Source organism: Rathayibacter sp. AY1H3 (genome assembly GCF_002932015.1).
Window position 1 is genome coordinate 58,392 of sequence record NZ_PSUU01000004.1, and the last position, 25,837, is coordinate 84,228.

A 25,837-nucleotide genomic window follows, 5' to 3' on the forward strand; every position below is an offset into this window, starting at 1 on the left:
ACTACTTGCCGCGACAAGTAAGTCCCTCCGTCGGCCCTCGCGACCCGCGTTCCGAACCAGTCGCGAGCACCACCCCCGAGGCGAACCAGCGATCCGCATACCAGCGGATCGCTGCAGCCGTACGCACCCCGCTCCTCAGAACGCACCCCGTCGCGAAGCCGACCGCGCCACACTCGATCCACACCATCCCCGCGAGCACCGCCCACGAGGCGAACCAGCGATCCGCGTACCAGCGGATCGCTGCAGCCGAACGCACCCCGCCCTGCAGAACGCACCCCGTCGAGAAGCCGACCGCGCCACACTCGATCCACACCATCCCCGCAAGCACTGCCCCCGAGGCGAACCAGCGATCCGCGTACCAGCGGATCGCTGCAGCCGAACGCACACCGCCCTGCAGAACCCACCCCGTCGCGAAGCCGACCGCGCCACACTCGATCCACACCATCCCCGCAAGCACCGCCCCCGAGGCGAACCAGCGATCCGCATACCAGCGGATCGCTGCAGCCGTACGCACCCCGCTCCACAGAACGCACCCCGTCGCGAAGCCGACCGCGCCACGCCCGTCAGGGACGGGCGTGGAATCCAACTCACAGCACGTCGTCGCTCAGATCGATCGGGTTGCCGAAGCGGTGGTTCGTGATCGAGATCGCCTGCTCGCGGAGGAAGGGCAGCAGTTCGACGCGGCCGGCGGGGGTGACCGGGTCGGCGTAGACGGCGGTGTCGAGGGCGCCGCCGAGGGCTTCGGCGAGGGCGGTCGCGAGGGGGACGCGGGATCCGTCGGCGCGGGTGAGCGGGACCGGAGTTCCCGTGCTGCCGCGGGTCATGCCGGCGACGACGTCGGTGAAGGAGCCGGTCGAGTCGGACGATCGGCGGACGACGGCCTGCTGTCCGTGCGTCGGGCTGCCGGGGGCCTGCGGGCCCGCATAGCCGTCGACGCGGTCGGAGACGATGTCGCCGATGATGCGGATGCGCGGCGCCGTGATGCGGCCGGCCGCGGCGCGCTCGAGCCACTGGGCGTCGGTCTCGACGACGATGCGCGGGACGAGGCCCGCCATCTCGGCGAGCTCGTCGCCGCCGAGCATCTCCTGGACCCGCGGCGGGAGCGGGAGGGACGTGGAGATGTCCATCCGGGAGCGGGTCAGCAGGCCCGCGGCGATGACGCGGAGGAGCTCTCCGAGGTCGCCGCCGTCGGCCAGGCGCAGCGCGATCGGCACGCGGAGGTAGCGGAACAGGTTCCGCTCGACGCCGACCTTCGAGATGTCGGTGACGACGCCGAACTCGGTCGCCCAGGCGAGCTGGTCGGAGAGGGCGGAGCGGCGGAGCAGGTCGAACTGCTCGAACCGGAGCGAGGACTGGGCCGCCTCGATGAACTGGCGCGCGCGGTCGTCGAGGCCGCGCAGGTGCAGCGTCGAGGAGGAGCGCGCGGGCGAGGGCTTCCAGGAGCCGAGGCCGATGAGGTGGTTGGGTCCGCCCGCCTTCGCGCCGCCGCCGACGGACGAGCGCTTCCAGCCGCCGAAGGGCTGGCGCCGGACGATGGCTCCGGTGATGCCCCGGTTGACGTAGAGGTTGCCCGCCTCGACCGAGTCGATCCAGAGGGCGAGCTCGTCGGCGTGCAGGGAGTGGAGCCCGGCCGTGAGCCCGTACTCGGTGCCGTTCTGCATCCGGACGGCGTCCTCGAGGGTCGCCGCGTGCATGATCCCGAGCACCGGGCCGAAGAACTCGGTGAGGTGGACGTAGCTGTCCTCGGTGACGCCCTCGCGGATCCCGGGCGACCAGAGCGTGCCGCTCTCGTCGAGCCGCTGCGGCTCGACGAGCCACGACTCGCCTCCGCCCAGCGTGGTGAGCGCGTGCAGGAGCTTGCCGGTGGGCTCCTCGATGAGCGGCCCCATCACCGCCGACGGGTCGTCGGGCCGGCCGACGCGGAGCGACGTGACGGCGTCGACCAGCTGGGCGCGGAAGCGCTTGGAGCGGGCGACCGAGCCGACCAGGATCACCAGGGAGGCGGCGGAGCACTTCTGGCCGGCGTGCCCGAAGGCGCTGCGGACGATGTCGGCGACGGCGAGGTCGTAGTCGGCGTGGGGAGTGACGATGATCGCGTTCTTGCCGCTGGTCTCGGCCTGCAGTGCGAGGCCGGGCCGCCAGGAGCGGAAGAGGCGGGCGGTCTCGTAGGAGCCGGTGAGCAGCACGCGGTCCACGAGGGGGTCGGTGATCAGCGCCCGTCCCAGCTCCTCCTCGTCGAGGTCGACCAGGGCGAGGAGCTCCTGCGGGACGCCCGCGTCCCAGAGCGCCTCGACGAGCACAGCCGCCGAGCGGCGGGCCTGGGGCGCCGGCTTCACCACGACTCCGGAGCCGGCGGCGAGCGCCGCGAGGATCGATCCGGCCGGGATGGCGACCGGGAAGTTCCACGGCGGAGCGACGACGGTGACCCGCGCGGGGACGAAGGTGGCCCCGGTGACGGCGTCGAGCTCGCGGGCGCGGGTGGCGTAGTAGTGGGCGAAGTCGATGGCCTCGGAGACCTCGGGGTCGGCCTCGGCGATCGTCTTGCCGGTCTCGGAGGCCATCACCTCGATCAGGCGGTCGCGGTTCGCGGCGAGGACGAGGCCGGCGCGGTCGAGCACGGCCGCTCGGTCGTAGCCCAGGCGCTCGCCCCAGCGCTCCGCGCGGCGGGACACCGCGCGCAGCACCTCCTGGAGCTCCGCCTCGGTGCTCACGCGCGCGGCGTCGGCCGTGCCCGCTCCGATGGTCGAGCCGGCGATGCGCTCGGTGATCAGGCGCGCCCAGCGGCGGTTGCCGGGGAGGGCGGGGTCGGTGTCGGGCTCGTTGTGGAAGCCCGCGGTCGCGGCGGCGGCACCGGAGCCGCGGCTGAGGCCGAGGACGGCCTGCGTCAGGCCCGCGGCGGCCGGGTCCTGCGCCCGCTCGCCGGCGCGGGCGTGCTCCTGCACGAGGCGGCGGCCGGAGCCGGAGGACCACTCCCGCAGGCGGTCCTGCGTGCGGTTCGGCGGCGGGACGGAGTCGTCGAGGGCCTCGAGCGAGGCGCGGAAGCGGCCGAGCTCCCGCTGCAGCACCTCCTCGTCGTCGAGGCGGAACGCGGCCGAGAGGAAGTTCTCGGGGCTGCTGTTCTCCTCGAGCCGGCGGATGAGGTACGAGATGGCCACGTCGAACTCGTGCGGGTGCACGACGGGCGTGTAGAGGAGGAGGCGTCCCACGTCCTCGCGGACGGCGCGCGCCTGCCCGGTCGCCATCCCGAGCAGCATCTCGATCTCGACCGCGCCGGTCACCCCGCGCTCGGTCGCCGTGAGCCACGCCCAGGCGAGGTCGAAGAGGTTGTGCCCGGCGACGCCCACGCGCACCGCGTCGACGCGCTCCGGCCGCAGTGCCCGGTCGAGCAGGCGCTTGTAGTTCGTGTCGGCCTCCACCTTGCTGCCGACCGTCGCGAGCGGCCAGTCGTGCAGGGCCGCGTCGACCCGCTCCATCGCGAGGTTCGCGCCCTTCACGACGCGCACCTTGATCGGGGCTCCGCCGCGGGCCCGGCGCTCCTGCGCCCACCCGGTCAGCTCGTCGAGCACGCGGACGGAGTCGGGCAGGTAGGCCTGCAGGACGATGCCCGCCTCGAGGTCGAGCATGCCCGGCTGCTCGAGGAGGCGCCGGAACACGGCGACCGTCAGGTCGAGGTCGCGGTACTCCTCCATGTCGAGGTTGATGAAGGTGGGGTCGGCTCCGGACGCGGCGGCCTGGTAGAGCGGGGTGAGACGCTCCACGACGCGGTCGACCTCCTCCTCGAAGGCCCACATCGACAGCTGGCTGACGACGCTCGAGACCTTGACGCTGACGTAGTCGACGTCCGGCCGCTCGAGCAGGCGGAGGGTCCCCTCGAGGCGGCGGCGGGCCTCGCGCTCGCCGAGCACGGCCTCGCCGAGGAGGTTGAGGTTGAGCCGGTCGCCGCCCTCGCGCAGCGCGGCGACGGCCGCACCGAGACGCGCCTCCGAGGCGTCGACCACGAGGTGCCCGACGAGGCGGCGGAGGACCCGGCGGGCCGCGGGCACGACCACCCAGGGCAGCACGGGGCCGACGGCGCCGCCGGTGCTGATCGCGGCGCGCAGGTAGGAGGGGAGGAAGGCGGGCGTCTTCGCGGTGAGCGCCGCGAGGTTCTCGGCCGCGACCGAGAGGTCCTCGGGCCGGGCGACGCCGTCGACGAACCCGACGGTGAAGTCGAGTCCGTTCGGGTCCTGGAGCACGCCCGCGAGCCGCTGGGCGGCGGGCTCGACCGGGAACTCGCCGCTGCGCGCGATCCAGCGGCGGACCAGGGACTCGACGCGCTCGATCATCGGGCGGTCGTCGACCTCGGGCTCGGCGGCGGCGGGCGCGGCGAGCTCCGACTCCGACGCGGCGTCGGGCCCGCGCAGGACCTCGTCCTCAGCGTCGCGCACGACCTCGTCCTCTGCATCGGGCTCGCTCACGGCCTCGTCCTGAGCGTCGCGCACGACCTCGTCCTCGTCCTGAACACCGGGCTCGCGCAGGTCCTCGTCCTCAGCGTCGGACTCCTGCTCGTCCTGAGGCTCGGCCACGTCCTCAGCGTCGGACTCCTGGTCGTCCTGAGGCTCGGTCACGTCCTCGGACGCGGACTCCGGCGCCGGCACGACCTCGGCCCCGCTCACGGAGTCGCGCGCCTCACCGGCCTCGACCTCGTCGTCCGACCCCGTGCCGCCCTCCGGCGTCCGACCACCGATCGTCGCGTCGACCCCGCTCCGCACGGCCGCGTCGTCGGGCTCGCGCTCCGGGTCGCTGCCGGGCACACCTGGGGTCGTCGACTGCTGCATCCTCCGAGGCTAAGCCCGACCCGCCGCCCGGACGCGGCGTGACGCGGTGGTCGCGCCGACTCGCCCGCGAGCCGCCCCTGTGGAGGAGCGGATCAGTGCCGGCGGTGGTCCTGGATGGTCATCCGCGGGCCGTGCCGCGGCTTCCTCGCTCCGCTGCAGCCGATCAGCCGGATGACACGCTGCCGGTGCCCGCGCCACGGCTCGAGGAGCTCGAGCATGCCGTCGTCGTCGACCCCGAGCCGGCCCGTGAGCGCGAAGCCGACGGCCGCGGCCAGGTGGTAGTCGCCCACGCTGACCGCGTCCGGATCTCCGTGGGCGCGCATCATCACCTCGGACGCCGTCCACGGCCCGATCCCCGGCACCGACTGCAGCCGGCGGGCGACCTCGTCGCCGCCCCGCCCGAGCGCGAGGGTCCGCTCGAGGCCGGAGGCGACGAGCGCGGCGGTGAGGACGGTCCGCGAGCGCCGCGGATCCACTCCCGCGCGGTGCCAGTCCCACGAGGGCACCCGTCGCCACTGCTGCGCGCTCGGAGCCACGTGCAGAGCGACCGGCCCCGGGGCGGGCTCCCCGTGGAGGCGCACCAGCACCCGGTAGGCGCGCCACGCCTCCGTGCTCGTGACCTTCTGCTCGAGGACCGACGGCGCGAGCATCTCGAACACCAGGTTCGCGCGCGTGAGGCGCAGGCCCGACGAGCGGCGGAGCACCTCGGCGAGCGGCGCGTGGGCCGACAGGTCGAGCCCGCTCCAGTCGTCGCCGTGGCCGAGGAGCTCGGGGACCGCGTCGATCAGCCACTCCGCTCCCCCGCCCCAGGCGCGCGCGTGGACCGCGCCGTCCACCGCCTGCCGCAGATGCAGGGTGCCCGGGCCGAGCGGCGTGCGGAACGCCCGCCAGAAGCCGGACGCGTCGAGGAGCATGGTCGGGTCGCCCGAGCCCCGCAGCAGCGTGCGGAGGGTGAGCGCGAGGCTCACCGGCTCCGCCGGCGCGTAGACCGTCGCCCAGGCGGGCTCCGGAGCAGGGGCGGGGATCGACACGCAGTGATGGTAACCGGCGGCTCCGACACCGGATCGGACGCTCCTCCACAGAACCCCCATCCACGACGTGTTCGGAGCGACACGCCCGGCGGATTGGTTCAGACGGCGTGAACACATGCGCGGATCCGATCGCCCGTTTCCACTGGTCAGCAGGTCGATCCCTGGCGTAGCTTCGCGCTGTCGCGGCGGCGCTCCAGCCGCCCGGCACCCGCCTATCACTGGAGATGCGCACATGTTCGACACGACCTTCATCCGCAACGCGATCGTCAAGAGCTCTGAGACCGCTCTCGACCGTCGCCGCTTCTTCGAGGCCACCGGCGTCGCCGGCCTCGGCATCGGAGCCGCGGCCCTCGCCGCGCCCACCGCCTCCGCCGAGGAGGTCGCTGCCAGCGGCCCCAGCGACGCCTCGATCCTCAACTTCGCCCTCAACCTCGAGTACCTCGAGGCCGAGTTCTACCTCCGCGCCGTCTACGGCACCGGCCTCGGCGGCTCGGACGTGACCGGCAAGGGCACGCCCGGCGGCGTCATCGGCGGCCGCCCCGTCGACTTCAAGACCCCGTGGCTGAAGAGCTTCGCCACCGAGGTCGCGAACGACGAGAAGGCCCACGTGCAGTTCCTGCGGGCCGCGCTGGGCACCGCGAAGGTGGCCCGCCCGGCGATCAACCTGAAGGACAGCTTCAACTCCGCCGCCGTTGCGGCGGGGCTGATCAAGGCCGGTCAGTCGTTCGACCCGTTCGCGAGCGAGTCGAACTTCCTGCTCGGCGCCTTCGTCTTCGAGGACGTGGGAGTGACCGCCTACAAGGGCGCCGCCCCGCTCATCCAGTCGAAGACCTACCTCGACGCGGCCGCCGGCATCCTCGCGGTGGAGGCGTACCACGCGGGCGCGATCCGCTCGGCGATCTACGCCGCCGACCTGTCCGACTCGGCGAACAAGCTCTCCGACGCGCGCGACAGCCTCGACGGCAAGACCGACCTCGACCAGGGCGTCAAGGTCAACGGCCAGGCGAACATCGTCCCGACCGACGGCAGCTCCATCGCGTTCAGCCGCACCCCGGGCCAGGTCCTCAACATCGTGTACCTGAACCCCGCGGCCGGCACGCGCACCGGCGGATTCTTCCCCCGCGGCGTCAACGGCGAGCTCGTCACGACCTAGTCCCACCAGCACAGAGCACGACGACGGGCCCTTCCTCGAGGCGGCGAGGAGGGGCCCGTCGTCGTCCGCGTGCACATCCGTTCACCGGGTCCTCTAACCTGAGCGGGTGAAGATCGGGATCCTGACCTCCGGTGGCGACTGCCCCGGCCTCAACGCCGTCATCCGCGGTGCCGTCTACAAGGGCATCAAGGTCTACGACCAGGAGTTCGTGGGCTTCCGGAACGGCTGGCGCGGAGTGGTCGACGGCGACCTCCTGCCCCTGGGCCGCCCCGAGATCCAGGGCATCGCCAAGCAGGGCGGCACGATCATCGGCACCAGCCGGACGAACCCCTTCGAGGGCGAGAACGGCGGCCCCGAGAAGATCGCCGAGATGATGGACCGCAACGGCATCGACTCGATCATCGCGATCGGCGGCGAGGGCACCCTGGCCGCGGCCAAGCGCCTCACGGACGCGGGCCTCAAGATCGTCGGCGTCCCGAAGACCATCGACAACGACCTCGGCGCCACCGACTACACCTTCGGCTTCGACACGGCCGTCGGCATCGCGACCGACGCGATGGACCGCCTCCGCACCACCGGCGACTCGCACGGCCGCTGCATGGTCGCCGAGGTCATGGGCCGCCACGTCGGCTGGATCGCCCTGCACTCCGGCATGGCCGCGGGCGCCCACGTCATCCTCATCCCGGAGAAGCGCACCTCCCTCGACCAGATCGTCGAGTGGGTGCAGAGCGCGCAGGACCGCGGGCGCGCACCGCTCGTCGTGGTCGCCGAGGGCTTCTCGCTCGACACGATGGACGACGCCCACTCCGAGCGCGGCCTCGACGCCTTCGGCCGGCCCCGCCTCGGCGGCATCGGCGAGCTGCTGGCTCCGCTCATCGAGGAGCGCACCGGCATCGAGACCCGCGCCACCACGCTCGGCCACATCCAGCGCGGAGGCACGCCCACCGCGTTCGACCGCGTCCTCGCGACCCGCCTGGGCATGGCCGCCATCGACTCCGTCGTCGCCGAGCACTGGGGCCGCATGGTCGCCCTGCGCGGCACCGACATCTACCACGTGGCCTTCGCCGAGGCGCTCGGCACCCTCAAGACGGTGCCGGACGCCCGCTACGAGGAGGCGCGCACCCTCTTCGGGTAGCGCGCGCTCCCCGCGGAGCGGTCAGTCCTTCGCGCCGTCCGGCGTCGCCGTGGCGACGATCTGCGCCCGCGCTAGGGTGTGGAAGTGCGCGTTGAAGCCGAGGATCGCCGGCGTCGACTCCGGGTCGAGGTCGAGCGACTCGACATCGAGGGCGTGCACCACGAAGAAGTAGCGGTGCTCGCGGTCCGGCGGCGCCGCTCCGACGAACTGGCGCAGCCGCATCTCGTTGGGCAGCGTCTGCGCGCCCGCCGGGAGCAGCCCGAAGCCGGCGGCTCCGGCTCCCGTCGGGAGCTCCGTGGTGTCGGCCGGGAGGTTGTAGACGGCCCAGTGCCAGAAGCCGGAGCCGGTGGGCGCGTCGGGGTCGAACACCGTCACGGCGAAGCTCTTCGTCTCGGCGGGGGCTCCCGACCAGCGCAGGTGCGGCGAGACGTCCTCGCCGCCGGAGCCCTCGCCGTAGTGGCGGGCGGACAGGGGCGCACCGTCGGCGATGTCGTCGCTCTCGAGCGCGAAGGTCGGCACCTCGCCGAGGCGGGCGTAGGGGTCGTAGGTCCAGTCGGACATCCGGTTTCTCCGTTCGGGAAGGGCGGGCGGGGGCCCGCGCCCTCAGCCTAGGAACCCGGCGGTGCGCGCCGAAGGGCTTGCGGAGGGGGTCAGGACCCGAGATAGCGCCCGGGCCGGTGGTTGAACGCCAGGACCAGGTTGAGCACCACCACTCCCGCCGCCGAGATCAGCACGTTCAGCGGAGGCACCACCAGCAGCGCGGCCGCGACCACGCACGCGTCGAGCGCCATCATCACGTAGCCCGCCCGCCAGCCGAGCCGCTCCTGCGCGATCAGGGCGACGATGCTGAATCCGCCCAGGCTCGACCCGTGCCGGAAGAGGATCAGGAGGCCGATCCCCGCGAGCACGTCGCCCGTGAGGACGCCGTAGACGGGCTCGATCCGCAGCTCGCCGAACGCCAGCGGGTGCAGGCCCGCCAGGACCGAGACCAGCACGATCGAGAACATGGTCCGCAGCGTGAAGCGCCAGCCCTTCTTCCACAGCGAGAGGGCGAGGAACGGCACGTTGACCGTGACGAGGATCACGCCGAACGGGATGTCGAGCGGGTACCCCAGCAGCAGTGCGAGACCCGCGGTGCCGCCCGTGACCGCCTGGCTCGCGCGCAGCAGGTAGAGGCCGAGCGACACGACGAACGCACCGGTGACGAGACCGAAGACGTCCTCGAGGCGGGAGTGCGGCACGGGGGCGGAGGCGTCGGGCACCCGACGATGCTGCCACACGCCGCGCCCCGGTCCGGACGTCCTCGTAGGATGTGCCGGTGCTGCCGAAGATCCTGCTGTTCTACCGCTTCGTGCCGCTGGCCGACCCCGAGTCCGTGCGGCTGTGGCAGCGCGAGCTGTGCGAGTCGCTGGGCCTGCGCGGGCGCCTGCTGATCTCGGAGCACGGGGTGAACGGCACGCTGGGCGGCGGGATGGACGCCCTGAAGCGCTACGTCCGCCGCACCCGTGAGCACTCGGCATTCCACGGACTCGAGGTGAAGTGGAGCGACGGCTCCGGCCTCGACGACGACGGCCGCAGCCTCGACTTCCCCGGTCTCTCGGTGAAGGTGCGCGACGAGATCGTCTCGTTCGGCGCGCCCGACGAGCTGCGGGTCGACGCCGACGGGGTCGTCGGGACGGCTCCGCGGCTCGACCCGGACCAGCTGGACGCCCTCGTCGCCGAGCGCGACGACGTGGTGCTCTTCGACGGCCGCAACGCCTTCGAAGCCGAGATCGGCAGGTTCGAGGGGGCGATCGTGCCGGGGGTCTCCAGCACCCGCGAGTTCGTCGAGCAGCTCGACGCCGGCGTCTACGACCACCTCAAGGGCCGGCCCGTGGTCACGTACTGCACCGGCGGCATCCGCTGCGAGGTGCTGTCGAGCCTGATGACGGCGCGCGGCTTCGGCGAGGTGTACCAGCTCGACGGAGGCGTCGTCCGCTACGCCGAGGCGCGGCGCGACCGCGGTCTGTGGAAGGGGGCCCTGTACGTCTTCGACGGCCGCGGCTCCGTCTCCTTCTCCCCCGACGCCGAGGTGCTGGGCCGCTGCACCTCGTGCGCCGCGCCGACCAGCCGGATGCGCAATTGCACCGACCTCTCCTGCCGCGCCCAGCTCGTCGTGTGCGCGGACTGCGATGCGGCGGCCTGCGCCGCGCACGCGGGCCCTACGCTCGTGCCATGAGCATCGAAGCGCGCGGGCGCACCCTCGTCGACCTCCACACCGCCCCCGAACTGCTGCAGGTGGTGAACGTCTGGGACGTGATCAGCGCGACCACGATCGCCGCGCTCCCGGAGACCCGGGCGCTCGCGACCGCCAGCCACTCCATCGCGGCGGCGTTCGGCTACGAGGACGGCGAGCGGATCCCGCTGGAGCTGCACCTCGGCATGATCGAGCGCATCGTCGCCGCCGTCGAGGTCCCGGTCTCGGCCGACCTCGAGGCGGGCTACGGCGACGCGGGCGAGACGGTCCGGCGCGCGATCGGGATCGGCGTCGTGGGCGCGAACCTCGAGGACCAGGCGAAGCCGCTCCCGGAGGCGCTGCGGGCGGTCGAGAAGGCCGTCGCCGCGGCCGAGGAGGAGGCGGTGCCCTTCGCGCTCAACGCCCGCACGGACGTGCTCCTCCGCGCCGGCGACCGCGACCGCGGCGAGGTCCTGGCCGACGCCGTCGAGCGCGGCCGCGCCTACCTCGACGCCGGCGCCACCTGCTTCTTCGTCCCCGGGCTGCTCCAGGACGCCGAGCTGGAGTCCCTCGTCGCCGCCCTCGGGCGGCAGCGCGTCAGCGTCATCGGCGTCCCCGGATCGCAGTCGCCCGCCCGCTTCGAGGAGCTCGGGCTGGCCCGCGTCTCCTACGGTCCGTGGACGCAGCGCGTCGCCCTGACGGCGCTCCAGGACGCGGCCTCCGCCCTCTACTCCGGCGGATCGCTCCCCGAGGGCACCCGGCCCCTGAACTGACCGCCCGGCCGCGGGCCCGCGGGCGTAGCGTGGGCCCATGTACCGAGCCATCGTCGTCGAGCGGCACTCCGACTCCGACACCGACACCGCCAACCGAGCCCGCCTCCTCGAGCGCGACGACCCCGACCGCTCGCACGGCGACGTGTCGATCGCCGTCGAGTACTCGAGCGTCAACTACAAGGACGCCCTGGCGCTGGCGGGGCGGCCCGGGATCGTGCGCCGCACCCCGCTCGTCGCCGGCATCGACCTGGTCGGCACCGTGGAGTACGCGGACGGCGAGGCGGGCGAGCGCTTCGACTCCGGCGACCGGGTGGTGCTCAACGGCGCCGGCCTCGGCGAGCGCCACGACGGCGGGCTCGCCGAGCGGGCGCGTGTCGACTCCGCGTCGCTGCTCCGGCTGCCCGGCGCCATCTCGGCGGCACGGGCCGGAGCGATCGGCACCGCGGGCTTCACGGCGATGCTGGCCGTGCTGGCGCTCGAGCGGCACGGCGTGCGGCCGGGCAGCGGTCCCGTCCTGGTGACGGGGGCCTCGGGAGGCGTGGGGTCGCTCGCCGTCGCGCTCCTGGCGCGCTTGGGCCACGAGGTCGTCGCCTCGACCGGCCGGCTCGGCGAGCACGGCGCTCTGCTCCAGCGCTTGGGCGCCTCCGACGTCATCGACCGCGCCGAGCTGCAGGAGGGCGGGAAGCCGCTGCAGTCCGAGCGCTGGGCGGGAGCGGTGGACTCCGCCGGCTCGCACACGCTCGCGAACGCCCTCGCGCAGACGCGGTGGGGCGGCACCGTGGCGGCGTGCGGTCTCGCGCAGGGCCCGGACCTGCCTGTGAGCGTGATGCCGTTCATCCTGCGCGGAGTGACGCTGGCCGGCATCAACTCGGTGGAGGCGCCGCGCAAGCTCCGCGAGGAGGCCTGGCGCCGCCTCGCCCACGACCTCGACCTGGAGCTGCTCGACGAGCTGACGACGACGGTGCCGCTCGGCGGGGCGGTCGACGCGGCCGAGGACGTGCTCGCCGGCCGCTCGCACGGTCGGACGCTGGTGGACGTCCGCGCCTGAGGGCACGGCGTCGGCGGAGGGCGTCCGCCCGCCTCGAGCGTGGAGGAGGGGGCGCCTCGGCCGGCGCTGCGTGGCTGCTGCTCGTGCGGCGGTGCGCTACTCCGCGGCCTCGGTGGCGCCGCTCGGCTCGGCCGACGCGTGACCGACGGAGGAGTCGGGGCGCGCGGCGCGGGGTTTCGCCGGCGTGCGGGGCTTCGGCGCGGGCTTCGCGGCCGGCCCCGGCTTCGCGGGGGCGGGCTCGGCGGACTCGGATCCGGCGGGCTTCGGCTCGGCGGGCTTCGATCCCGCGGGCTTCGGCTCGGCGGGCTTCGATCCCGCGGGCTTCGGCTCGGCGGGCTTCGGCTCCGCGGGCTTCACCGGGGCTGCGGACTCGATCGGCTCGGAGCCGATGACGTCCACGGGCGCGGAACCCCCGGACCCGGCCGGCGTGCTCGCGGCGGTCCGAGCACTCGTCTTCCGAGCGGCCTTCGGAGTGGCCTTCGGGCTCTTCGGAGCGGCCCCCGTTGCTGACTCCGTCGGAGCCGCGACGTCCTCCGCGGCGCCGTCCGCCTCCGGAGCCGCGGCCGCCGCGCTCCCGCCGCTCGCCGCCTCCCGGCCCTCGACCACCGTCGCCGGACCCGCCGCCTCCGCGGCCACGGCCGCGGCCTCCGCCGCCTTCGCCTTCGTCTTCGCGCGCTTCTCCGCGGCGGCCGCCTGGGCCCGCTCCGCCTGCTCGGCGACCTCGGGGACGATCACGAGGTCGTCGGTCTCGATCACGGGGATCGCCGCGGTCGTCGTCCCCAGCTGGAGGGCCGCGATCAGCTCGGGAGCGTGCTTGGTGCTCACGATCAGGCGGGAGTAGTCCTCGTCGACCAGGTCGATCACGACGGCCGAGGCGGTGCGCTTGATCAGCAGGAAGTCCTTGCCGCCGTGGAACTTCCACGTGCCGGCTGCGAGCGTGAGCGGCACCGCGGTGCCCGGCGCGCGGATGCCCCGGACCCAGATCCAGGGGTCCTCGGTGACCGTCGCCGAGCGGATGCTCGACCGGTCGACGACGACGTCGCTGCGGTGGAACGCGAGCAGTCGCTCGGCCGCGGTGAGGCGGAGTTCGAGGCGGTCGGGGAGCACGGTCACGACGGGCATGCCTCTAGTCTGCCCCGCCGCCCGCCGCCGGGTCAGCGCCGGATCGCACAACGATGCCCCGCCGCTCGCGTGGGTGGCAGCATGGTCGGATGCCGATGGATCCGGACGAGGCGCGCCTCCTCGACGCGCTGCTGGCCGAGCGGCAGGCCGAGACGCGCGACGAGGCGGCCCGGCTCGAGGCCTCGCTGGCCGAGCTCCTGCGCGACCGTGCCGACGGCACCGCCGATGACGAGCACGACCCGGAGGGCACGCCGCTCTCGGCCGAGTGGTCGCGGATGGCCGGAGTCCGCGACGCTCTCGCCCGCACGGCGCGCGAGCTCGACGCCGCTCGCGCCCGCCTCGGCACCGGCGGCTACGGGGACTGCGCCTCGTGCGGCCGCCCGATCGGGGCCGCCCGCCTCGCCGCCCGGCCCACGGCCGAGCTCTGCATCGACTGCGCCCGTCTGGCGGAGTCGCGCATCCGCTGACGCCCCGCGAGGCGAGCCTGCGGCGCGCCCTCCGCCTGAAGGCCCCCACAGATCCCGGCGTGCGGAAACCCGGTTTCTCCTGCGAGCATTCACATCCGGTCGCGTCCCTCGAACAGGTCTGACGGACCACCCCTCCCCCCCTGCTCGAAAGGCACTCCTGCGATGACCGAGACGTCGACCGCCCGATCGACCGGCGCCCCTCCCGCCCCCGACAAGCGCGCCTGGCGCTCGCTGATCGTCCTGCTCGCGGGCATGTTCATCGCCCTGCTCGACACGACCATCGTGAACGTGGCGCTGCCCACCATCCGCACCACGCTCGACGCCTCCGAGTCGACGCTCTCCTGGATCATCTCCGGCTACGCCCTCGCGTTCGGCCTCGCCCTCATCCCCGCCGGCCGCCTCGGCGACCGCTTCGGGCACAAGTGGGTCTTCGTCAGCGGCATCGCCCTCTTCACCGTCGCCAGCTTCGCGTGCGGACTGGCCGCGGACGACACCCAGCTCGTCATCGCCCGCATCGTGCAGGGCCTGGCGGGCGGCGTCTTCGTCCCGGCGGTCAACGCCTACATCCAGCTCCTCTTCCGCGGTCCCTCGCGCGGCAAGGCCTTCGCGGTGATGGGCGCGGTCCTCGGCGTCTCGTCGGCGCTCGGCCCGATCATCGGCGGCCTGATCATCCAGGCCTTCGGCGACGAGAACGGCTGGCGCCTGGTCTTCTGGGTGAACCTGCCCATCGGCGTCGCGACCCTGATCGCCGCCGCGGTCCTCCTCCCCGCCCGTCGCGACCTCGAGGCCGGCGACCGCGCCCCGAGCGGAGGCGTCGACTGGCTCGGCCTCGTGCTCGTCTCCGGCGGCCTGGTCGCCCTGCTCGTCCCGCTCATCCAGGGCGAGGACGAGGGCTGGCCGCTGTGGACCTTCCTCTCGATCGCCGGCGGAGTCCTGCTCCTCGCCGCGTTCGGCGCATGGGAGGTCCTCCACGTCCGCCGCGGCCGCGCTCCCCTGGTGCCGCCGTCGCTGTTCCGCCACCCGGCCTTCACCGGAGGCGTGATCCTCGCGCTGGTCTACTTCGCCGCCTTCACGAGCATCTTCTTCACCATCTCGCTGCTCTGGCAGTCGGGCCTCGGCCACACCGCGCTCGAGTCGGGCCTGGTCTCGATCCCCTTCGCGATCGGCAGCATCATCAGTTCCTCGCAGAGCAACCGGATGACCGCGCGCCTGGGCCGCAACGTCCTGGTGATGGGCAGCGGACTCCTCGCCGTCGGGCTCGGCTGGGTCTGGCTGGTGCTGCTGACCGCGACCCCGGACTCGATCAGCAACTGGCAGCTCCTGCCGCCGCTGCTGATCGCGGGCCTCGGCAACGGCTTCTTCATCGCCCCGAACGTGCAGTTCATCGTCTCGACCGTCGACCCGCAGGACGCGGGCGCGGCGAGCGGCGTGATCTCGGCGATCCAGCGGATCGGCTCGGCCGTGGGCATCGCGGTCATCGGCAGCGTGCTGTTCGGGAGCCTCGTCATCACGGGTCCGGACACGGTCGCCTCGGGCTTCCTCGACGCCGCGGCTCCCGCGATGCTCCTCAGCACCCTGATGGCGGTCGCCGCCTTCGCGCTGGTGTTCGTGCTGCCGAAGTCGGTCTCGCGCCGGGGCTGAGGGCCCCTGTCCGGTCGCCGCACGCCGGCGGCCGGGCGCGCGGAACGTCCGCCGCCCGGAGATCCGGTGCGGCGGGCCCCCCGCCTGATCCGCGGGTGGCCCCGGAGCCTACGCCCGAGCGGCCGCCGCGGCCTTCGCCGCCGCCGGCAGCGCGTCCACGATGCGCCCGATCGCCGCGTCGTCGTGCGCGGCCGAGACGAACCAGGCCTCGTACACCGACGGCGGCAGCGAGACGCCCGCGTCGAGCATCGCGTGGAAGAACGCCGGGTAGCGGAACGACTCCTGCGCCTGGACCTCGGCGTAGTCCCGCACCGGCCGGCCCAGGTCCGTGAACATGAAGCTGAAGAGGCTCCCGGCCGTCTGCACCGTGTGCGCGACGCCCTCGGCCGTCAGCGCCGCCGACACCTCGCGCTGGAGCGTCAGCGCCGTGGCGTCCAGCGAGGCGTAGACCGCGTCGTCGGCCAGCTGCAGCGTCCGGATGCCCGCGGCCACCGCGACCGGGTTCCCGGAGAGGGTGCCCGCCTGGTACACCGGCCCGAGCGGCGCCAGGTGGTCCATGACGTCCGCACGGCCGCCGAGAGCCGCGACCGGCATCCCTCCGCCGATGACCTTGCCGAAGGTGTAGAGGTCGGCCCGGTACGGAGCCTCGGCGCCGCGGTTCTCGAGCCCCCACCAGCCGCCGGCGCTCACGCGGAAGCCGGTCAGCACCTCGTCCATGATCAGCAGCGATCCGTTCGCGTGCACGAGCTCGGCGAGGGCCGCGTTGAAGCCCGGGTCCGGAGCGACCACGCCCATGTTGGCGGCCGCGGCCTCGGTGATGACCGCCGCGATGTCGGCGCCACGCTCGGCCAGGACCGCGCGCACCGCCTCGAGGTCGTTGTACGGCAGCACGATCGTCTGGGCCGCGGTCGCGGCCGTGACGCCGGCGGAGGCGGGCAGCGAGAGGGTCGCGAGACCGGAGCCGGCATCGGCGAGCAGCCCGTCGGAGTGGCCGTGGTAGTGGCCGGAGAACTTGATCAGCAGGTCGCGGCCGGTGACGCCGCGGGCGAGGCGGATCGCCGTCATCGTCGCCTCGGTGCCGGTGGAGACCAGGCGGAGCTTCTCGATCGGCGAGACTCCCCCGGCCGTGATCCGCGCCTCGACCAGCTCGGCGAGATCCGTCTCGGCGGGAGTGGACGCGCCGAACGAGAGACCGCGGGCGGCCGCCTCCTGCACGGCCGCGACGACCTCGGGGTGCGCGTGCCCGAGGACGGCAGGGCCCCAGGAGCAGACGAGGTCGACGTACTCGCGCCCGTCCGCGTCCGTGATGTACGGGCCGGCGGCCGAGACCATGAAGCGCGGGGTCCCGCCGACCGAGCGGAACGCTCTGACGGGCGAGTTGACGCCTCCGGGGATCGCGTGCCGGGCACGCTCGTACAGGGTGTCGTTCGCCGAGGTGGTCACCCCTCCAGGGTACGCGCGCCGCCCGGCGCCCTCGCGCCGGAGAGGCGCTTTCGGACGAGATGCCGAGGCTCGCTCCCGGGAGGAGGAGGCGGTTATCTCAGCAGGTCGCGAGCGATCTCGACGGCCCAGTAGGTGAGAACCGCGTCGGCCCCCGCGCGGAGGATCCCCGTGACCGACTCGAGGATCGCCGGCTCGCGCGAGATCCAGCCGTTCGCGGCGGCGGCCTCGATCATCGCGTACTCCCCCGACACCTGGTACGCCCAGACCGGCACGTCCGAGACGGAGGCGACGTCCGAGAGCACGTCGAGATAGCTCATGGCGGGCTTCACCATCACCACGTCGGCACCCTCGGCGAGGTCGAGGGTCGCCTCGCGCAGGCCCTCGCGGCGGTTCGCCGGGTCCTGCTGGTAGGTGCGGCGATCGCCCTCGAGCGTGGATTGCACGGCCTCGCGGAACGGACCGTAGAAGCTGGAGGCGTACTTCGCCGAGTACGCGAGGATCGCGGTGTCGAGGTGCCCGGCGCCGTCGAGAGCGGCGCGGATCGCTCCGACCTGGCCGTCCATCATCCCCGAGAGCCCGAGCAGGTGGGAGCCGGCCTCGGCCTGGGCGAGCGCCATCTCCTCGTAGCGGAGGAGCGTGGCGTCGTTGTCGACGCGCCCGCGGTCGTCGAGCACGCCGCAGTGGCCGTGGTCGGTGAACTCGTCCAGGCACAGGTCGGTCTGCACGACCAGCGCGTCGTCGACCTCCTCCACGACGACCCGCGTCGCGGCGTTGAGCACGCCGTCGGGGTCGGTCGCACCGGAGCCGACCGCGTCGCGCGTGGTGGGCACGCCGAACAGCATCACGCCGCCGATCCCCGCCTCGGCCGCCTCCGTCACCGCTCCGCGGACGCTGTCCAGCGAGTGGTGCATCACCCCCGGCATCGACCCGATCGGCCGGGCCTCGGTGGTCCCCTCGGCCACGAAGAGGGGCAGGATCAGCTGCGCCGGGTGGATGCGCGTCTCCTGGACGAGACGGCGGAGTGCGGGGGTCGTGCGGAGGCGGCGCGGGCGGATGGCAGTCATGTCCTCCAGCGTAATCCCGCCCCGCCGAGCACCTCCCGGGAGCGCGGACGCCTCACCCCGTGGAGGTGCTCCGGACGCACGACATCAGCCGAGAGGCGGATCCCTGGCCTGCGGGGCGAGGCCCGCCCCTCCCGGCCGACGTCGCGCCGGGGAGGCGGCTCAGCGGGGAGCGCGCTCCGTGGCGACGGCGGCGACCGCGTCGATGAGGGAGGAGGCCGAGCGCTCGTCGGCGACGACGTCGACGCGCAGGCCGAAGGCGCGGGCGTCCTTCGCGGTCTGCGGGCCGATCGCGGCGACGAGGATCGACTCGGGCACCGGGCCGAGCTGCTTCTGGACCTGCTCCGCCACGCTGCCCGAGGTGACGAGGATCGCGTGCACGGCTCCGCCGGCGACATCCGCCACGACGCGCTCCTCCACCGGGACGCCGACCGTACGGTAGGCGACCACGGAGCGCACGTCGTGCCCGATGCGGGTGAGGCCCTCGGTGAGCAGCGGCTTGGCGATCTCGGACCGCAGCGTCAGCACGCGCAGGGGGTGCCGGCCGCCGGTGGCCTCCTCCCACTCGGCCAGGAGGCCGCGGGCGGAGTTGTCCTCGGAGGGGACGAGGTCGACGGAGTAGCCGGCGGCGACGAGCGCGGCCGCCGTGGTCTCGCCGACCGCCGCCACCTTGGTGCTCGCGGGCACGGTGGTGCGCAGGAGAGAGAGGACGTCGACCGTGGTGGCGCTCGTGACGGTCATCCAGTCGAAGGCGCCGGCCTCGAGGTCGGCGAGGGCCTGCTCGAGCGCGGGGAAGTCGTCGGTCGGCGCGAAGTTGATCATCGGAGCGACGACGGGCGAGGCTCCCTTGGCACGGAGAGCGGCGGCGACACCGTCCCCCCACGGGCCTCCGCGGGGGACGAGGATGCGCCACCCCTGCAACGGCTTCTCCCACTGGGAGTAGGCGGCGGGGACGATCACGAAGGGGCTCCCAGGGGTGCGAGTTCGGCGGCACCCGCACCGAGAAGCGCGTCAGCGAGCAGAGAGCCGCAACGGAACGCGGCTTCGACGACGGGCAGTTCGCGACCACCATACTGCGGATCCGCCCGGTGTCGACCACCGCCGACCGAACCGTTATCGACCGGCTCCGCGACCTCCCGTGCGAGGGACGCCGTGCCGTCGACGGCGAAGACCACGCCGTGCAGGACCACGCGGTCCTCCTCGACGACCGCGGAGGCTCCGATCGGAGCGGCGCACCCGGCCTCGAGGGAGGCGAGGAGCGACCGCTCGGCCGTGATCGCCGCGCGGGTCGGCACGTGCTCGACCGCCGCGAGAGCGGCACGCAGCTCCTCCGACGGCTCCTCGTCGCGCACCTCGATGGCCAGCGCTCCCTGACCGGGGGCGTGCGGGGAGACGTCGAAGCCGAGCACCTCGGTGATCGCGTCGACCCGGCCGAGGCGGCGCAGGCCGGACAGGGCGAGCACGATCGCATCCAGCGGCGAGTCGCTGCCGGGCAGCACCCTCCGGAGCCGGGTGTCGATGTTGCCGCGGATGTCCACGATCTCGAGGTCCGGACGGGCGGCCAGCAGCGCCGCGCGCCGGCGGGGCGAGCCCGTGCCCACGCGGGCTCCGACCGGCAGGGTCGCCAGGGTGAGCCCGTCGCGGGCGCAGAGCGCGTCGCGCGGGTCCTCCCGCTCGGGGACCGCTCCGAGCAGCAGGCCCTCCACCGGAGCGGTGGGCAGGTCCTTCAACGAGTGCACGATCGCATCGCAGCGCCCGGCGAGCAGCGCGTCGCGCAGAGCGCTGACGAACACGCCGGTGCCGCCGAGGGAGGCGAGCGAGCCGCGCATGCGGTCGCCGTCCGACTCGATGCGCACCAGCTCCACGGGGACCCCCGCGGCGGCCGACATCAGATCGGCCGTCATCCGGGTCTGCGCCACCGCGAGCGCGCTCGCGCGGGTGCCGACTCTGATGCTCACGACAGACGACTCCTCATCACGGTGCGACTCCCGCCAGGGCGGGCTTGAACCCCGCTCGCACGTTCTCGCAGCAGCCGGGGCGGCAGACGTCGTACCAGGGGCCGAGGGCCGTCATCGAGGGCCGGTCCTCGGTCGGCACGCCGTTGACGCGCTCGAGGACCAGGTCGATCAGGCCGGAGACGTAGACCGGGTCCGTGCCGGGGGTCGCGACGCGGAGCGCGACGAGTCCGTGCTCCTCCGAGGTCTCGAGGGCCTCGTTGTCGAGGTCCCACATGACCTCCATGTGGTCGGACACGAAGCCGAGCGGGACGATCAGCAGCGCGCGGCGGCCGCGGGCCGGCAGCTCCGCGATGGCGTCGTTGATGTCCGGCTCGAGCCAGGGCTGGGTGGGCGGGCCGGAGCGCGACTGGTAGACCAGCTGCCAGGGCACGTCCTCGTCCGTGGCGGCGGCCATGACGACCTCGGCGACGGCGAGGTGCTGCGCCTCGTAGGCACCGCCCGGTCCGAACTCGTGCACGTCGACGACGGTGCCGTCGTCGTGGCGTTCGTGGGGTCCGCTGCGCTCGGCGTCGGCCATGGGGATCGAGTGCGTCGAGAACAGCACCTCCACCTCGGACGTGACATCGAGGTCGGGCATCCGCTCGCGCAGCTCGTCGAGCCCGTCGTGGACGGCCTTGACGAACGGCATGACGAAGCCGGGGTGGTCGAAGAACTGGCGCACCTTGTCGATCCGCAGCTCGCCCTCGAGGCCGGTCGCGTCGAGCGCCGCCGCGTAGTCCTCGCGGTACTGCCTGCAGGACGAGAAGGAGGAGTACGCGCTGGTGGCGATGGCGAGCAGGTTGGTGAACCCGCGCTCCTTCGCCTCGGCGACGGCCTCGCTCATGTAGGGCGCCCAGTTGCGGTTGCCCCAGAGCACGGGGAGGTCGATGCCGCGGTTCGCGAGCTCGGCCTCGAGCGCCTTCTTCAGCGCACGGTTCTGCGCGTTGATCGGGCTGACGCCGCCGAAGTGGCGGTAGTGGTGGGCGACCTCCTCGAGGCGCTCCTCCGGGATGCCGCGGCCGCGGGTGACGTTGCGGAGGAACGGGATGACGTCGTCCTGACCCTCCGGCCCGCCGAAGCCGGCGAGGAGGATCGCGTCGTAGGCCACGGGGACCTCGACGTGCTCGGGGCCGGACGCCGCCGCAGGGGTGGCCCCGCGGACGAGGATCGGCTCGCTGGTCGTGTCGCTCATCGGAGCACCTCGGCGATCTGGTCGGCGTCGATGCGCCGTCCTGTGTAGAAGGGGACTTCCTCGCGCACGTGGCGGCGGGCCTCCGTGGCGCGCAGGTCGCGCATGAGGTCGACGAGGTTGACGAGCTCCTCGTCCTCGAGGGCGAGGATCCACTCGTAGTCGCCGAGCGAGAACGAGGCGACCGTGTTGGTCAGGACGGAGCGGAACCGCGAGCCCTGGCGCCCGTGCTGGGCGAGCATCGCGCGGCGCTCCTCCTCGGGGAGGATGTACCACTCGTAGGAGCGGACGAAGGGGTAGACCGTGAGCCAGCGGGCCGGCGCCTTCCCGCGCATGTAGGCGGGGAGGTGGTTCGAGCTGAACTCGGCGTCGCGGTGCACGCCCATCGCGTTCCACGTCGGCAGGAGGCCGACCAGCAGCTCCGTGCGCCGCAGCTCGCGGTAGGCCCGCTGCAGCTCCTCGGGCGCCGGGCCCGTGAGCCACAGCATGATGTCGGCGTCGGCGCGCAGGGCCGAGACGTCGTAGGTGCCGCGGACGGTCACGCCCTCGCCCTCGAGCTGGGCGACGAGGTGCTCGTACTGCTTCACCGCCGGATCCACGGCGTCGCTGGAGAGGGTGAACGGACGTGCGGGATCCCTGCGGAGAACCGCCCAGAGCGTGTATCCCAGGGCCTGATCGGAGTGATCCTGATCGGCGGGGGGCTGCGGCGCCGGAGCGGCGGCGCTCGTGTCGGGGGCGGACTGAACGGGACCCGCCGTGCCGGCGGTCTGATCGGTCATTGATCCATCATCCCTCCGCTCGTGCCGATGCACAAAAGCGGCGGGGGCTCTGGCGCCGGAGGGCCCGGGACGCTAGCACCCCGGGCCCTCCGGCGCTCAGTCCTCGATGATCTGCTTCGCGACGCCCCAGACGACGAGGCCCACGGCGGCGGCGGCGCCGACCGCTCCGGCGATCAGCGCGGAGGGGTTCTGGCGGCGCACCACCTGGAGCTTGCGCTCGATCGTCCGCTGGGCCGTGCGCACCTTGCGCGGCACGTTGACCTTGTACTCGATCGCGTCGAGGGTCGCGGCCAGCTCGGAGCGAGCGCGCTCGATGTCGGCCTTCAGCTGGCCGGGCTTCAGCTCCGCCGGGTCGACGAAGCGGGGCGTGGTGCTGCTGACGGATCGCTCAGTTGTCATAGCTGCCCACTCCCTTGAACGCCTGGACGTCCTTCTTGATGCTGTCGATCGAGTCCTGCGGCACCGGCGGCACGGCCTTCTTGATGGTGCGCACGCCGACGAGGGCGAGGATCACGGCCACCAGGAGGAAGAAGACCGTCACGATCAGCGCCGACAGCCAGGCCGGAAGCCAGGAGGCGATGCCGATGATCGCGAAGGCGACCAGCGTCGCCCACGCGGTCAGGAGGAGGAAGGCCGCAACCGCGAACAGGCCGACGGCCAGACCCGCGCTCTTCGCCTTGCCCGCCAGCTCGTTCTTCAGCGAGGCGACCTCGGCCTTGACGAGCTCGATCACGAGGCCGGGCAGGTCGCTGACCAGCTCTCCCAGTGATCGGGCGTTCTTGGGATTGCGTTCGTTCACCACGGGAGCTCCTCGAGGGTGGGACGTGCCGGCCGGCGCGCGCCTGGCACGGCCGGGGGGATGAGCACTAGGCCCTGCTGGTGGAGGTGGACGTCGTCGACCCGCCGGAGCCGGCCGACGCCGCGGCCTCATCGACCTTCGAGGCCGCCTTGCGGGCGGCGGCCGACGCCTCCGCGTCGCTCGCTCCCTGGGCCTTCCTGCCGCCGGACACGGCCTTGACGACCACCGAGCGCACGACCTCGTACGCCTTGTCCGAGACGCTGCTCAGCTGGGTCTTCGCAGCACCGCCGACGGCGCCCGCGACGTCCTGCACCGGCTGGGTCCGCCAGAAGCGGCCTGCCGCCGAGGCGATCTGCTCGTACCGCTTGCGGCCGGCGCGTGCTCCCAGCACGTACCCGGCTGCGGCTCCTGCCACGAAAAGAATCTTGCCCTTCACGCCTACTCCTCGTCCTGGGTCGCTCTCGCGATCGTCCACGCGGTCGGTGACCACTCGTGCCGGGGCACGCCGCGCGCTCGCGCGGATGCCTGGGCCTAAGAGTAGCCGTCGGCGTCGCGGGCGTCGCTCGGCAGCCCGACTCCTTGACGCACCAGTCGGCGCCGGATAAGGGCGGCCGTCTCGGCGGCGTGCGGGAGCACCGAGGCGAGGCCCGTGCCCGCGATCCAGGTGCCGGTCACGGCGACTCCCTCGATCGGGAGGAGCGCCTCGCGGAACGCCTCCAGGTGCGCACGGCGGCCCAGCGCCGCGGCGGGCCGGACGTTGGCCCAGCTCACCCGGGCGGAGTCGACGAGCGACGCCGGATCGAGGGCGAGTCCGAGCAGCGTCGAGGCGTCGAGCAGGGCGATCGCCGCCGCCTCGGCATCGGTGCGCCCCTCGAGCGGCGGGCGCTCGCCCGGGCGCCCGTAGGAGAGGCGCAGCACGTGGCGCCCGGGAGGGAGGGAGGCGGCCAGCCAGTCCCACTTCGCGGTCGCGTGCGTGATCGCCTTGGCCGTGACGTCGGTGGCGGTGGGCGCCACGAGCACACCGGAGCCGCGGGGGGCTGCGTCCAGGCGGGCGTCGTCGAGGACGAGGGTCACCAGCTCGACGGAGTCGTGGGGCGCCTCGTCGGCGCGCTCCGCGACGGCGGGGGCGAGGCCGGCCAGCAGCGCCCGGGCGTCGCGCTCCGGGGTCGAGACGATCACCGCTCGGGCGCTCAGAGCGCCGTCGGCGAGGGTCAGGACGAAGTCCCCGTCGGAGCCCTCGAGCCGCTGCACGGAGGCTCCGGTGCGGATCTCGCCGGAGAGGTAGTCGATCCGCTGGACCAGCGCGGCGACCAGGCGGTGCATCCCGCCCTCGAGCCCGCGGACCGCGACTCCGGCCGGGAGGTTCGCGCGGAGGGCGGCCACTGCCCGGGCGAGGGAGCCCGCGCGGGTGAGCGCGCCGTTCAGTCCGGGTGCGGCGAGGTCGACGTCGATGTCGTCCGGCCGGCTCGAGTAGACGCCGGAGACGACCGGCGCGACCAGGTCCTCGAGCACGCGCTCGCCCATCCGGGTGCGCACCAGCTCGGCGAGGGAGTGGGCGCGGCCGATGCGCAGCACCGGCATCAGGGTGTCGAGCCAGGCGCGCCAGGCGCCGCGGCGGCCGATTGCCCGCACGACGTCGGGGGCGAGCGGCGTGCCGGGGATGCCGAGGATGCCGGCCCGGGGCGACGGCACGGAGCGGCCGCCCGAGAGGTGCAGCCACGAGCCGTGCGTCCGCGGCTCGACGATCGACTCGGCGAGCGGGACGCCGTCGAGGGTCAGCGCGGCGAGCGCCCGCTCGACGTGGCCGCCCCGGGTGGCGAAGCTTTCGGCGCCCGCGTCGAGCAAAGCGCCGGCCAGCGCGAGCGGGGAGACCGAGCCCCCGACCCGCTCCCCCGCCTCGAGCACCACGACGCGCAGGCCGATGCGCAGGCACTCCGCGGCGGCGGCGAGCCCCGCCACTCCGCCGCCGACGACGGCGACGTCGTACGACGCCGCGTCGCGGGGGCGCTCCTCGCTCACGGCCGCCAGGCGTGCACGAACGCGACGAGGCGCGTGAGCACGTCGGGGTCGGTCTCGGGCGGCACGCCGTGGCCGAGGTTGAGCACGTGCGCGGGGGCGCTCAGGCCCCGGCGGAGCACGTCGTCGACGTGGGACTCGAGGACCTCCCACGGCGCGGTCAGCAGCGCCGGGTCGACGTTGCCCTGCACCGGCACGAAGCCGCCGAGGCGGTGGTTGGCCTCGTCGAGCGGGATCCGGTAGTCGACGCCGACCACGTCGGCGCCGATGCCGTGCATCGCTCCGAGCAGCTCGCCGGTGCCGACGCCGAAGTGCACGATCGGGACGTTGCGGCGCGTCTCCCCGTGGTCGAACGCCAGGTCGCGCACGTGGACGAGGGCGCGCGCGGAGGCGGGAGCGACGTGGGTCGTGTAGTCCGAGAGCGAGAGCGCCCCGGCCCAGGAGTCGAAGAGCTGCGCGGCGCTGGCCCCGGCGAGCACCTGCGCGCGGAGGAAGCGGCCGGTGACCTCGGCGGTCCACTCCATCAGCTGGGCCCAGGCGGCGGGGTCGGCGTGCATCATCGTCCGCGCGCGCAGGTGGTCCTTGGACGGGCCGCCCTCCACCAGGTAGGCGGCCAGGGTGAAGGGAGCGCCGGCGAAGCCGATGAGCGGGGTGTCGCCGAGGCCCGCGACGGTGCGGCGCACGCCCTCGCGGATGGGCTCGAGCGTCTCGTCGAGGACGGACGGGTCGATCGAGGCGAGCTCGGCGACGTCGGCGGCCGTGCGCACCGGCTTCTCGAGCACCGGACCGCGCCCGGGGACGATGTCGACGCCGACGCCCGCGAGCCGCAGCGGGATCACGATGTCGCTGAAGAAGATGGCCGCGTCCACTCCGTGGCGCCGCACCGGCTGCAGGGTGATCTCGCTCGCCAGCGCCGGGTCGAGGCAGGCGTCGAGCATCTTCGTGTCGGTGCGCAGGGCCCGGTACTCCGGGAGGCTGCGGCCGGCCTGGCGCATGAACCAGACGGGCGTCCTCTCGCCCCGCTCGGAGCGGTAGGCGCGCAGGAGCAGCGAGTCGGCCGTGCGGCCGGCGGAGAGGGGATGCAGCGGATCGAGCAGGCCTTCGGTGGGGGAGGTCACCGCGGCATTATTCCAGGCGCATCCGTGCATTCC

At 73.7% G+C, this 25,837-nt stretch carries 24 protein-coding genes; 7 read left to right on the forward strand and 17 right to left on the reverse strand.

Going from position 1 to position 25,837, the window contains the following annotated elements; all coding sequences use genetic code 11:
- Nucleotide 1: 1 nt before the first annotated feature.
- From C5C33_RS03190 to C5C33_RS03205, 3 genes are all read right to left on the reverse strand, one after another.
- Nucleotides 2-445, reverse strand: coding sequence for a hypothetical protein (locus C5C33_RS03190; RefSeq protein WP_146085742.1), 444 nt, complete (start codon nucleotides 443-445; stop codon nucleotides 2-4).
- Nucleotides 446-587: 142 nt separating this feature from the next.
- Nucleotides 588-4,325, reverse strand: a complete 3,738-nt coding sequence (locus C5C33_RS03195) for a proline dehydrogenase family protein (protein WP_104260431.1) — start codon at nucleotides 4,323-4,325, stop codon at nucleotides 588-590.
- 584 nt (nucleotides 4,326-4,909) lie between these two features.
- A complete protein-coding gene (locus C5C33_RS03205) occupies nucleotides 4,910-5,848 on the reverse strand; it encodes a DNA-3-methyladenine glycosylase (protein ID WP_258063215.1) in 939 nt (312 codons plus the stop codon).
- Nucleotides 5,849-6,080: 232 nt separating this feature from the next.
- Here C5C33_RS03205 and C5C33_RS03210 point away from each other — a divergent pair, with 232 nt between their 5' ends.
- Complete coding sequence (locus C5C33_RS03210; RefSeq protein ID WP_104222865.1) at nucleotides 6,081-7,001, forward strand: ferritin-like domain-containing protein; 921 nt, start codon at nucleotides 6,081-6,083, stop codon at nucleotides 6,999-7,001.
- A gap of 106 nt (nucleotides 7,002-7,107) precedes the next feature.
- The gene (locus C5C33_RS03215) at nucleotides 7,108-8,136 is read left to right on the forward strand and encodes a 6-phosphofructokinase (protein ID WP_104246916.1); all 1,029 of its coding nucleotides are present in this window, start codon (nucleotides 7,108-7,110) and stop codon (nucleotides 8,134-8,136) included.
- A 21-nt stretch (nucleotides 8,137-8,157) separates the two neighbouring features.
- Here the strand turns inward: C5C33_RS03215 and C5C33_RS03220 are convergent, their stop codons facing one another.
- Together C5C33_RS03220 and C5C33_RS03225 are read right to left on the reverse strand one after the other, a co-directional pair.
- Nucleotides 8,158-8,697, reverse strand: coding sequence for a YbhB/YbcL family Raf kinase inhibitor-like protein (locus tag C5C33_RS03220; RefSeq protein WP_104260409.1), 540 nt, complete (start codon nucleotides 8,695-8,697; stop codon nucleotides 8,158-8,160).
- A gap of 89 nt (nucleotides 8,698-8,786) precedes the next feature.
- Nucleotides 8,787-9,398, reverse strand: coding sequence for a YitT family protein (locus C5C33_RS03225; protein WP_244230588.1), 612 nt, complete (start codon nucleotides 9,396-9,398; stop codon nucleotides 8,787-8,789).
- A gap of 56 nt (nucleotides 9,399-9,454) precedes the next feature.
- Between C5C33_RS03225 and C5C33_RS03230 the strand changes: the two genes are divergently transcribed.
- Genes C5C33_RS03230 through C5C33_RS03240 form a run of 3 tightly spaced genes read left to right on the forward strand, consistent with a single transcriptional unit; the run spans nucleotide 9,455 to nucleotide 12,172 of the window.
- Nucleotides 9,455-10,354, forward strand: a complete 900-nt coding sequence (locus C5C33_RS03230; RefSeq protein ID WP_104222869.1) for a rhodanese-related sulfurtransferase — start codon at nucleotides 9,455-9,457, stop codon at nucleotides 10,352-10,354.
- Complete coding sequence (locus tag C5C33_RS03235; RefSeq protein ID WP_104260410.1) at nucleotides 10,351-11,124, forward strand: isocitrate lyase/phosphoenolpyruvate mutase family protein; 774 nt, start codon at nucleotides 10,351-10,353, stop codon at nucleotides 11,122-11,124. The genes C5C33_RS03230 and C5C33_RS03235 overlap by 4 nt, the downstream gene beginning before the upstream one ends.
- A 37-nt stretch (nucleotides 11,125-11,161) precedes the next feature.
- Nucleotides 11,162-12,172, forward strand: coding sequence for an MDR family oxidoreductase (locus C5C33_RS03240; RefSeq protein ID WP_104260411.1), 1,011 nt, complete (start codon nucleotides 11,162-11,164; stop codon nucleotides 12,170-12,172).
- Nucleotides 12,173-12,268: 96 nt separating this feature from the next.
- On the opposite strand, the gene C5C33_RS18905 is transcribed toward C5C33_RS03240, so the two are convergent.
- The gene (locus C5C33_RS18905) at nucleotides 12,269-13,294 is read right to left on the reverse strand and encodes a hypothetical protein (RefSeq protein ID WP_258069168.1); all 1,026 of its coding nucleotides are present in this window, start codon (nucleotides 13,292-13,294) and stop codon (nucleotides 12,269-12,271) included.
- 89 nt (nucleotides 13,295-13,383) lie between these two features.
- Here C5C33_RS18905 and C5C33_RS03250 point away from each other — a divergent pair, with 89 nt between their 5' ends.
- Nucleotides 13,384-13,761, forward strand: coding sequence for a TraR/DksA family transcriptional regulator (locus tag C5C33_RS03250; RefSeq protein ID WP_258060010.1), 378 nt, complete (start codon nucleotides 13,384-13,386; stop codon nucleotides 13,759-13,761).
- Between the two features lie 162 nt (nucleotides 13,762-13,923).
- Entirely contained in the window at nucleotides 13,924-15,402 is a 1,479-nt protein-coding gene (locus C5C33_RS03255) for an MFS transporter (RefSeq protein ID WP_104257675.1), read from the forward strand.
- A 108-nt stretch (nucleotides 15,403-15,510) separates the two neighbouring features.
- Here the strand turns inward: C5C33_RS03255 and hemL are convergent, their stop codons facing one another.
- From hemL to hemE, 11 genes are all read right to left on the reverse strand, one after another.
- Nucleotides 15,511-16,845: a glutamate-1-semialdehyde 2,1-aminomutase gene (gene hemL, locus C5C33_RS03260; RefSeq protein ID WP_104246920.1), complete on the reverse strand. Its 1,335-nt coding sequence runs from the start codon at nucleotides 16,843-16,845 to the stop codon at nucleotides 15,511-15,513.
- Nucleotides 16,846-16,937: 92 nt separating this feature from the next.
- A complete protein-coding gene (gene hemB / locus C5C33_RS03265; RefSeq protein WP_104246921.1) occupies nucleotides 16,938-17,909 on the reverse strand; it encodes a porphobilinogen synthase in 972 nt (323 codons plus the stop codon).
- A 159-nt stretch (nucleotides 17,910-18,068) separates the two neighbouring features.
- Complete coding sequence (locus C5C33_RS03270; protein ID WP_104222950.1) at nucleotides 18,069-18,863, reverse strand: uroporphyrinogen-III synthase; 795 nt, start codon at nucleotides 18,861-18,863, stop codon at nucleotides 18,069-18,071.
- Nucleotides 18,863-19,864, reverse strand: a complete 1,002-nt coding sequence (hemC, locus tag C5C33_RS03275; protein ID WP_104249903.1) for a hydroxymethylbilane synthase — start codon at nucleotides 19,862-19,864, stop codon at nucleotides 18,863-18,865. The genes C5C33_RS03270 and hemC overlap by 1 nt, the downstream gene beginning before the upstream one ends.
- 16 nt (nucleotides 19,865-19,880) lie before the next feature.
- The gene (locus tag C5C33_RS03280) at nucleotides 19,881-21,095 is read right to left on the reverse strand and encodes a ferrochelatase (protein ID WP_104226143.1); all 1,215 of its coding nucleotides are present in this window, start codon (nucleotides 21,093-21,095) and stop codon (nucleotides 19,881-19,883) included.
- Nucleotides 21,092-21,871 carry a hydrogen peroxide-dependent heme synthase gene (hemQ, locus tag C5C33_RS03285; RefSeq protein ID WP_104233087.1) on the reverse strand — a complete coding sequence of 260 codons (780 nt, stop codon included), beginning with the start codon at nucleotides 21,869-21,871 and terminating at the stop codon, nucleotides 21,092-21,094. Before hemQ ends, C5C33_RS03280 begins: the two co-directional genes overlap by 4 nt.
- A gap of 96 nt (nucleotides 21,872-21,967) precedes the next feature.
- On the reverse strand, nucleotides 21,968-22,270 hold the full coding sequence (locus C5C33_RS03290; protein ID WP_104222879.1) for a DUF3618 domain-containing protein: 303 nt from the start codon (nucleotides 22,268-22,270) through the stop codon (nucleotides 21,968-21,970).
- The gene (locus tag C5C33_RS03295; RefSeq protein WP_244229489.1) at nucleotides 22,260-22,670 is read right to left on the reverse strand and encodes a phage holin family protein; all 411 of its coding nucleotides are present in this window, start codon (nucleotides 22,668-22,670) and stop codon (nucleotides 22,260-22,262) included. The genes C5C33_RS03290 and C5C33_RS03295 overlap by 11 nt, the downstream gene beginning before the upstream one ends.
- A gap of 67 nt (nucleotides 22,671-22,737) precedes the next feature.
- Complete coding sequence (locus tag C5C33_RS03300; protein WP_146076886.1) at nucleotides 22,738-23,085, reverse strand: YtxH domain-containing protein; 348 nt, start codon at nucleotides 23,083-23,085, stop codon at nucleotides 22,738-22,740.
- A gap of 116 nt (nucleotides 23,086-23,201) precedes the next feature.
- Nucleotides 23,202-24,689 carry an NAD(P)/FAD-dependent oxidoreductase gene (locus C5C33_RS03305; protein WP_258069169.1) on the reverse strand — a complete coding sequence of 496 codons (1,488 nt, stop codon included), beginning with the start codon at nucleotides 24,687-24,689 and terminating at the stop codon, nucleotides 23,202-23,204.
- Nucleotides 24,686-25,834 (reverse strand): uroporphyrinogen decarboxylase, encoded by a 1,149-nt coding sequence (gene hemE, locus C5C33_RS03310; protein WP_104260413.1) that lies wholly within the window; start codon nucleotides 25,832-25,834, stop codon nucleotides 24,686-24,688. Before hemE ends, C5C33_RS03305 begins: the two co-directional genes overlap by 4 nt.
- Between the last annotated feature and the right edge of the window lie 3 nt (nucleotides 25,835-25,837).

Coding starts and splice junctions, on each gene's coding strand:
- C5C33_RS03190 (WP_146085742.1), bottom strand. CDS start 445: ATGGTGTGGATCGAGTGTGGCGCGGTCGGCTTCGCGACGGGGTGGGTT.
- C5C33_RS03195 (WP_104260431.1), bottom strand. CDS start 4,325: ATGATCGAGCGCGTCGAGTCCCTGGTCCGCCGCTGGATCGCGCGCAGC.
- C5C33_RS03210 (WP_104222865.1), top strand. CDS start 6,081: ATGTTCGACACGACCTTCATCCGCAACGCGATCGTCAAGAGCTCTGAG.
- C5C33_RS03220 (WP_104260409.1), bottom strand. CDS start 8,697: ATGTCCGACTGGACCTACGACCCCTACGCCCGCCTCGGCGAGGTGCCG.
- C5C33_RS03235 (WP_104260410.1), top strand. CDS start 10,351: ATGAGCATCGAAGCGCGCGGGCGCACCCTCGTCGACCTCCACACCGCC.
- C5C33_RS03240 (WP_104260411.1), top strand. CDS start 11,162: ATGTACCGAGCCATCGTCGTCGAGCGGCACTCCGACTCCGACACCGAC.
- C5C33_RS18905 (WP_258069168.1), bottom strand. CDS start 13,294: ATGCCCGTCGTGACCGTGCTCCCCGACCGCCTCGAACTCCGCCTCACC.
- C5C33_RS03250 (WP_258060010.1), top strand. CDS start 13,384: ATGCCGATGGATCCGGACGAGGCGCGCCTCCTCGACGCGCTGCTGGCC.
- C5C33_RS03255 (WP_104257675.1), top strand. CDS start 13,924: ATGACCGAGACGTCGACCGCCCGATCGACCGGCGCCCCTCCCGCCCCC.
- hemB (WP_104246921.1), bottom strand. CDS start 17,909: ATGACTGCCATCCGCCCGCGCCGCCTCCGCACGACCCCCGCACTCCGC.
- C5C33_RS03280 (WP_104226143.1), bottom strand. CDS start 21,095: ATGAGCGACACGACCAGCGAGCCGATCCTCGTCCGCGGGGCCACCCCT.
- hemQ (WP_104233087.1), bottom strand. CDS start 21,871: ATGACCGATCAGACCGCCGGCACGGCGGGTCCCGTTCAGTCCGCCCCC.
- C5C33_RS03290 (WP_104222879.1), bottom strand. CDS start 22,270: ATGACAACTGAGCGATCCGTCAGCAGCACCACGCCCCGCTTCGTCGAC.
- hemE (WP_104260413.1), bottom strand. CDS start 25,834: ATGCACGGATGCGCCTGGAATAATGCCGCGGTGACCTCCCCCACCGAA.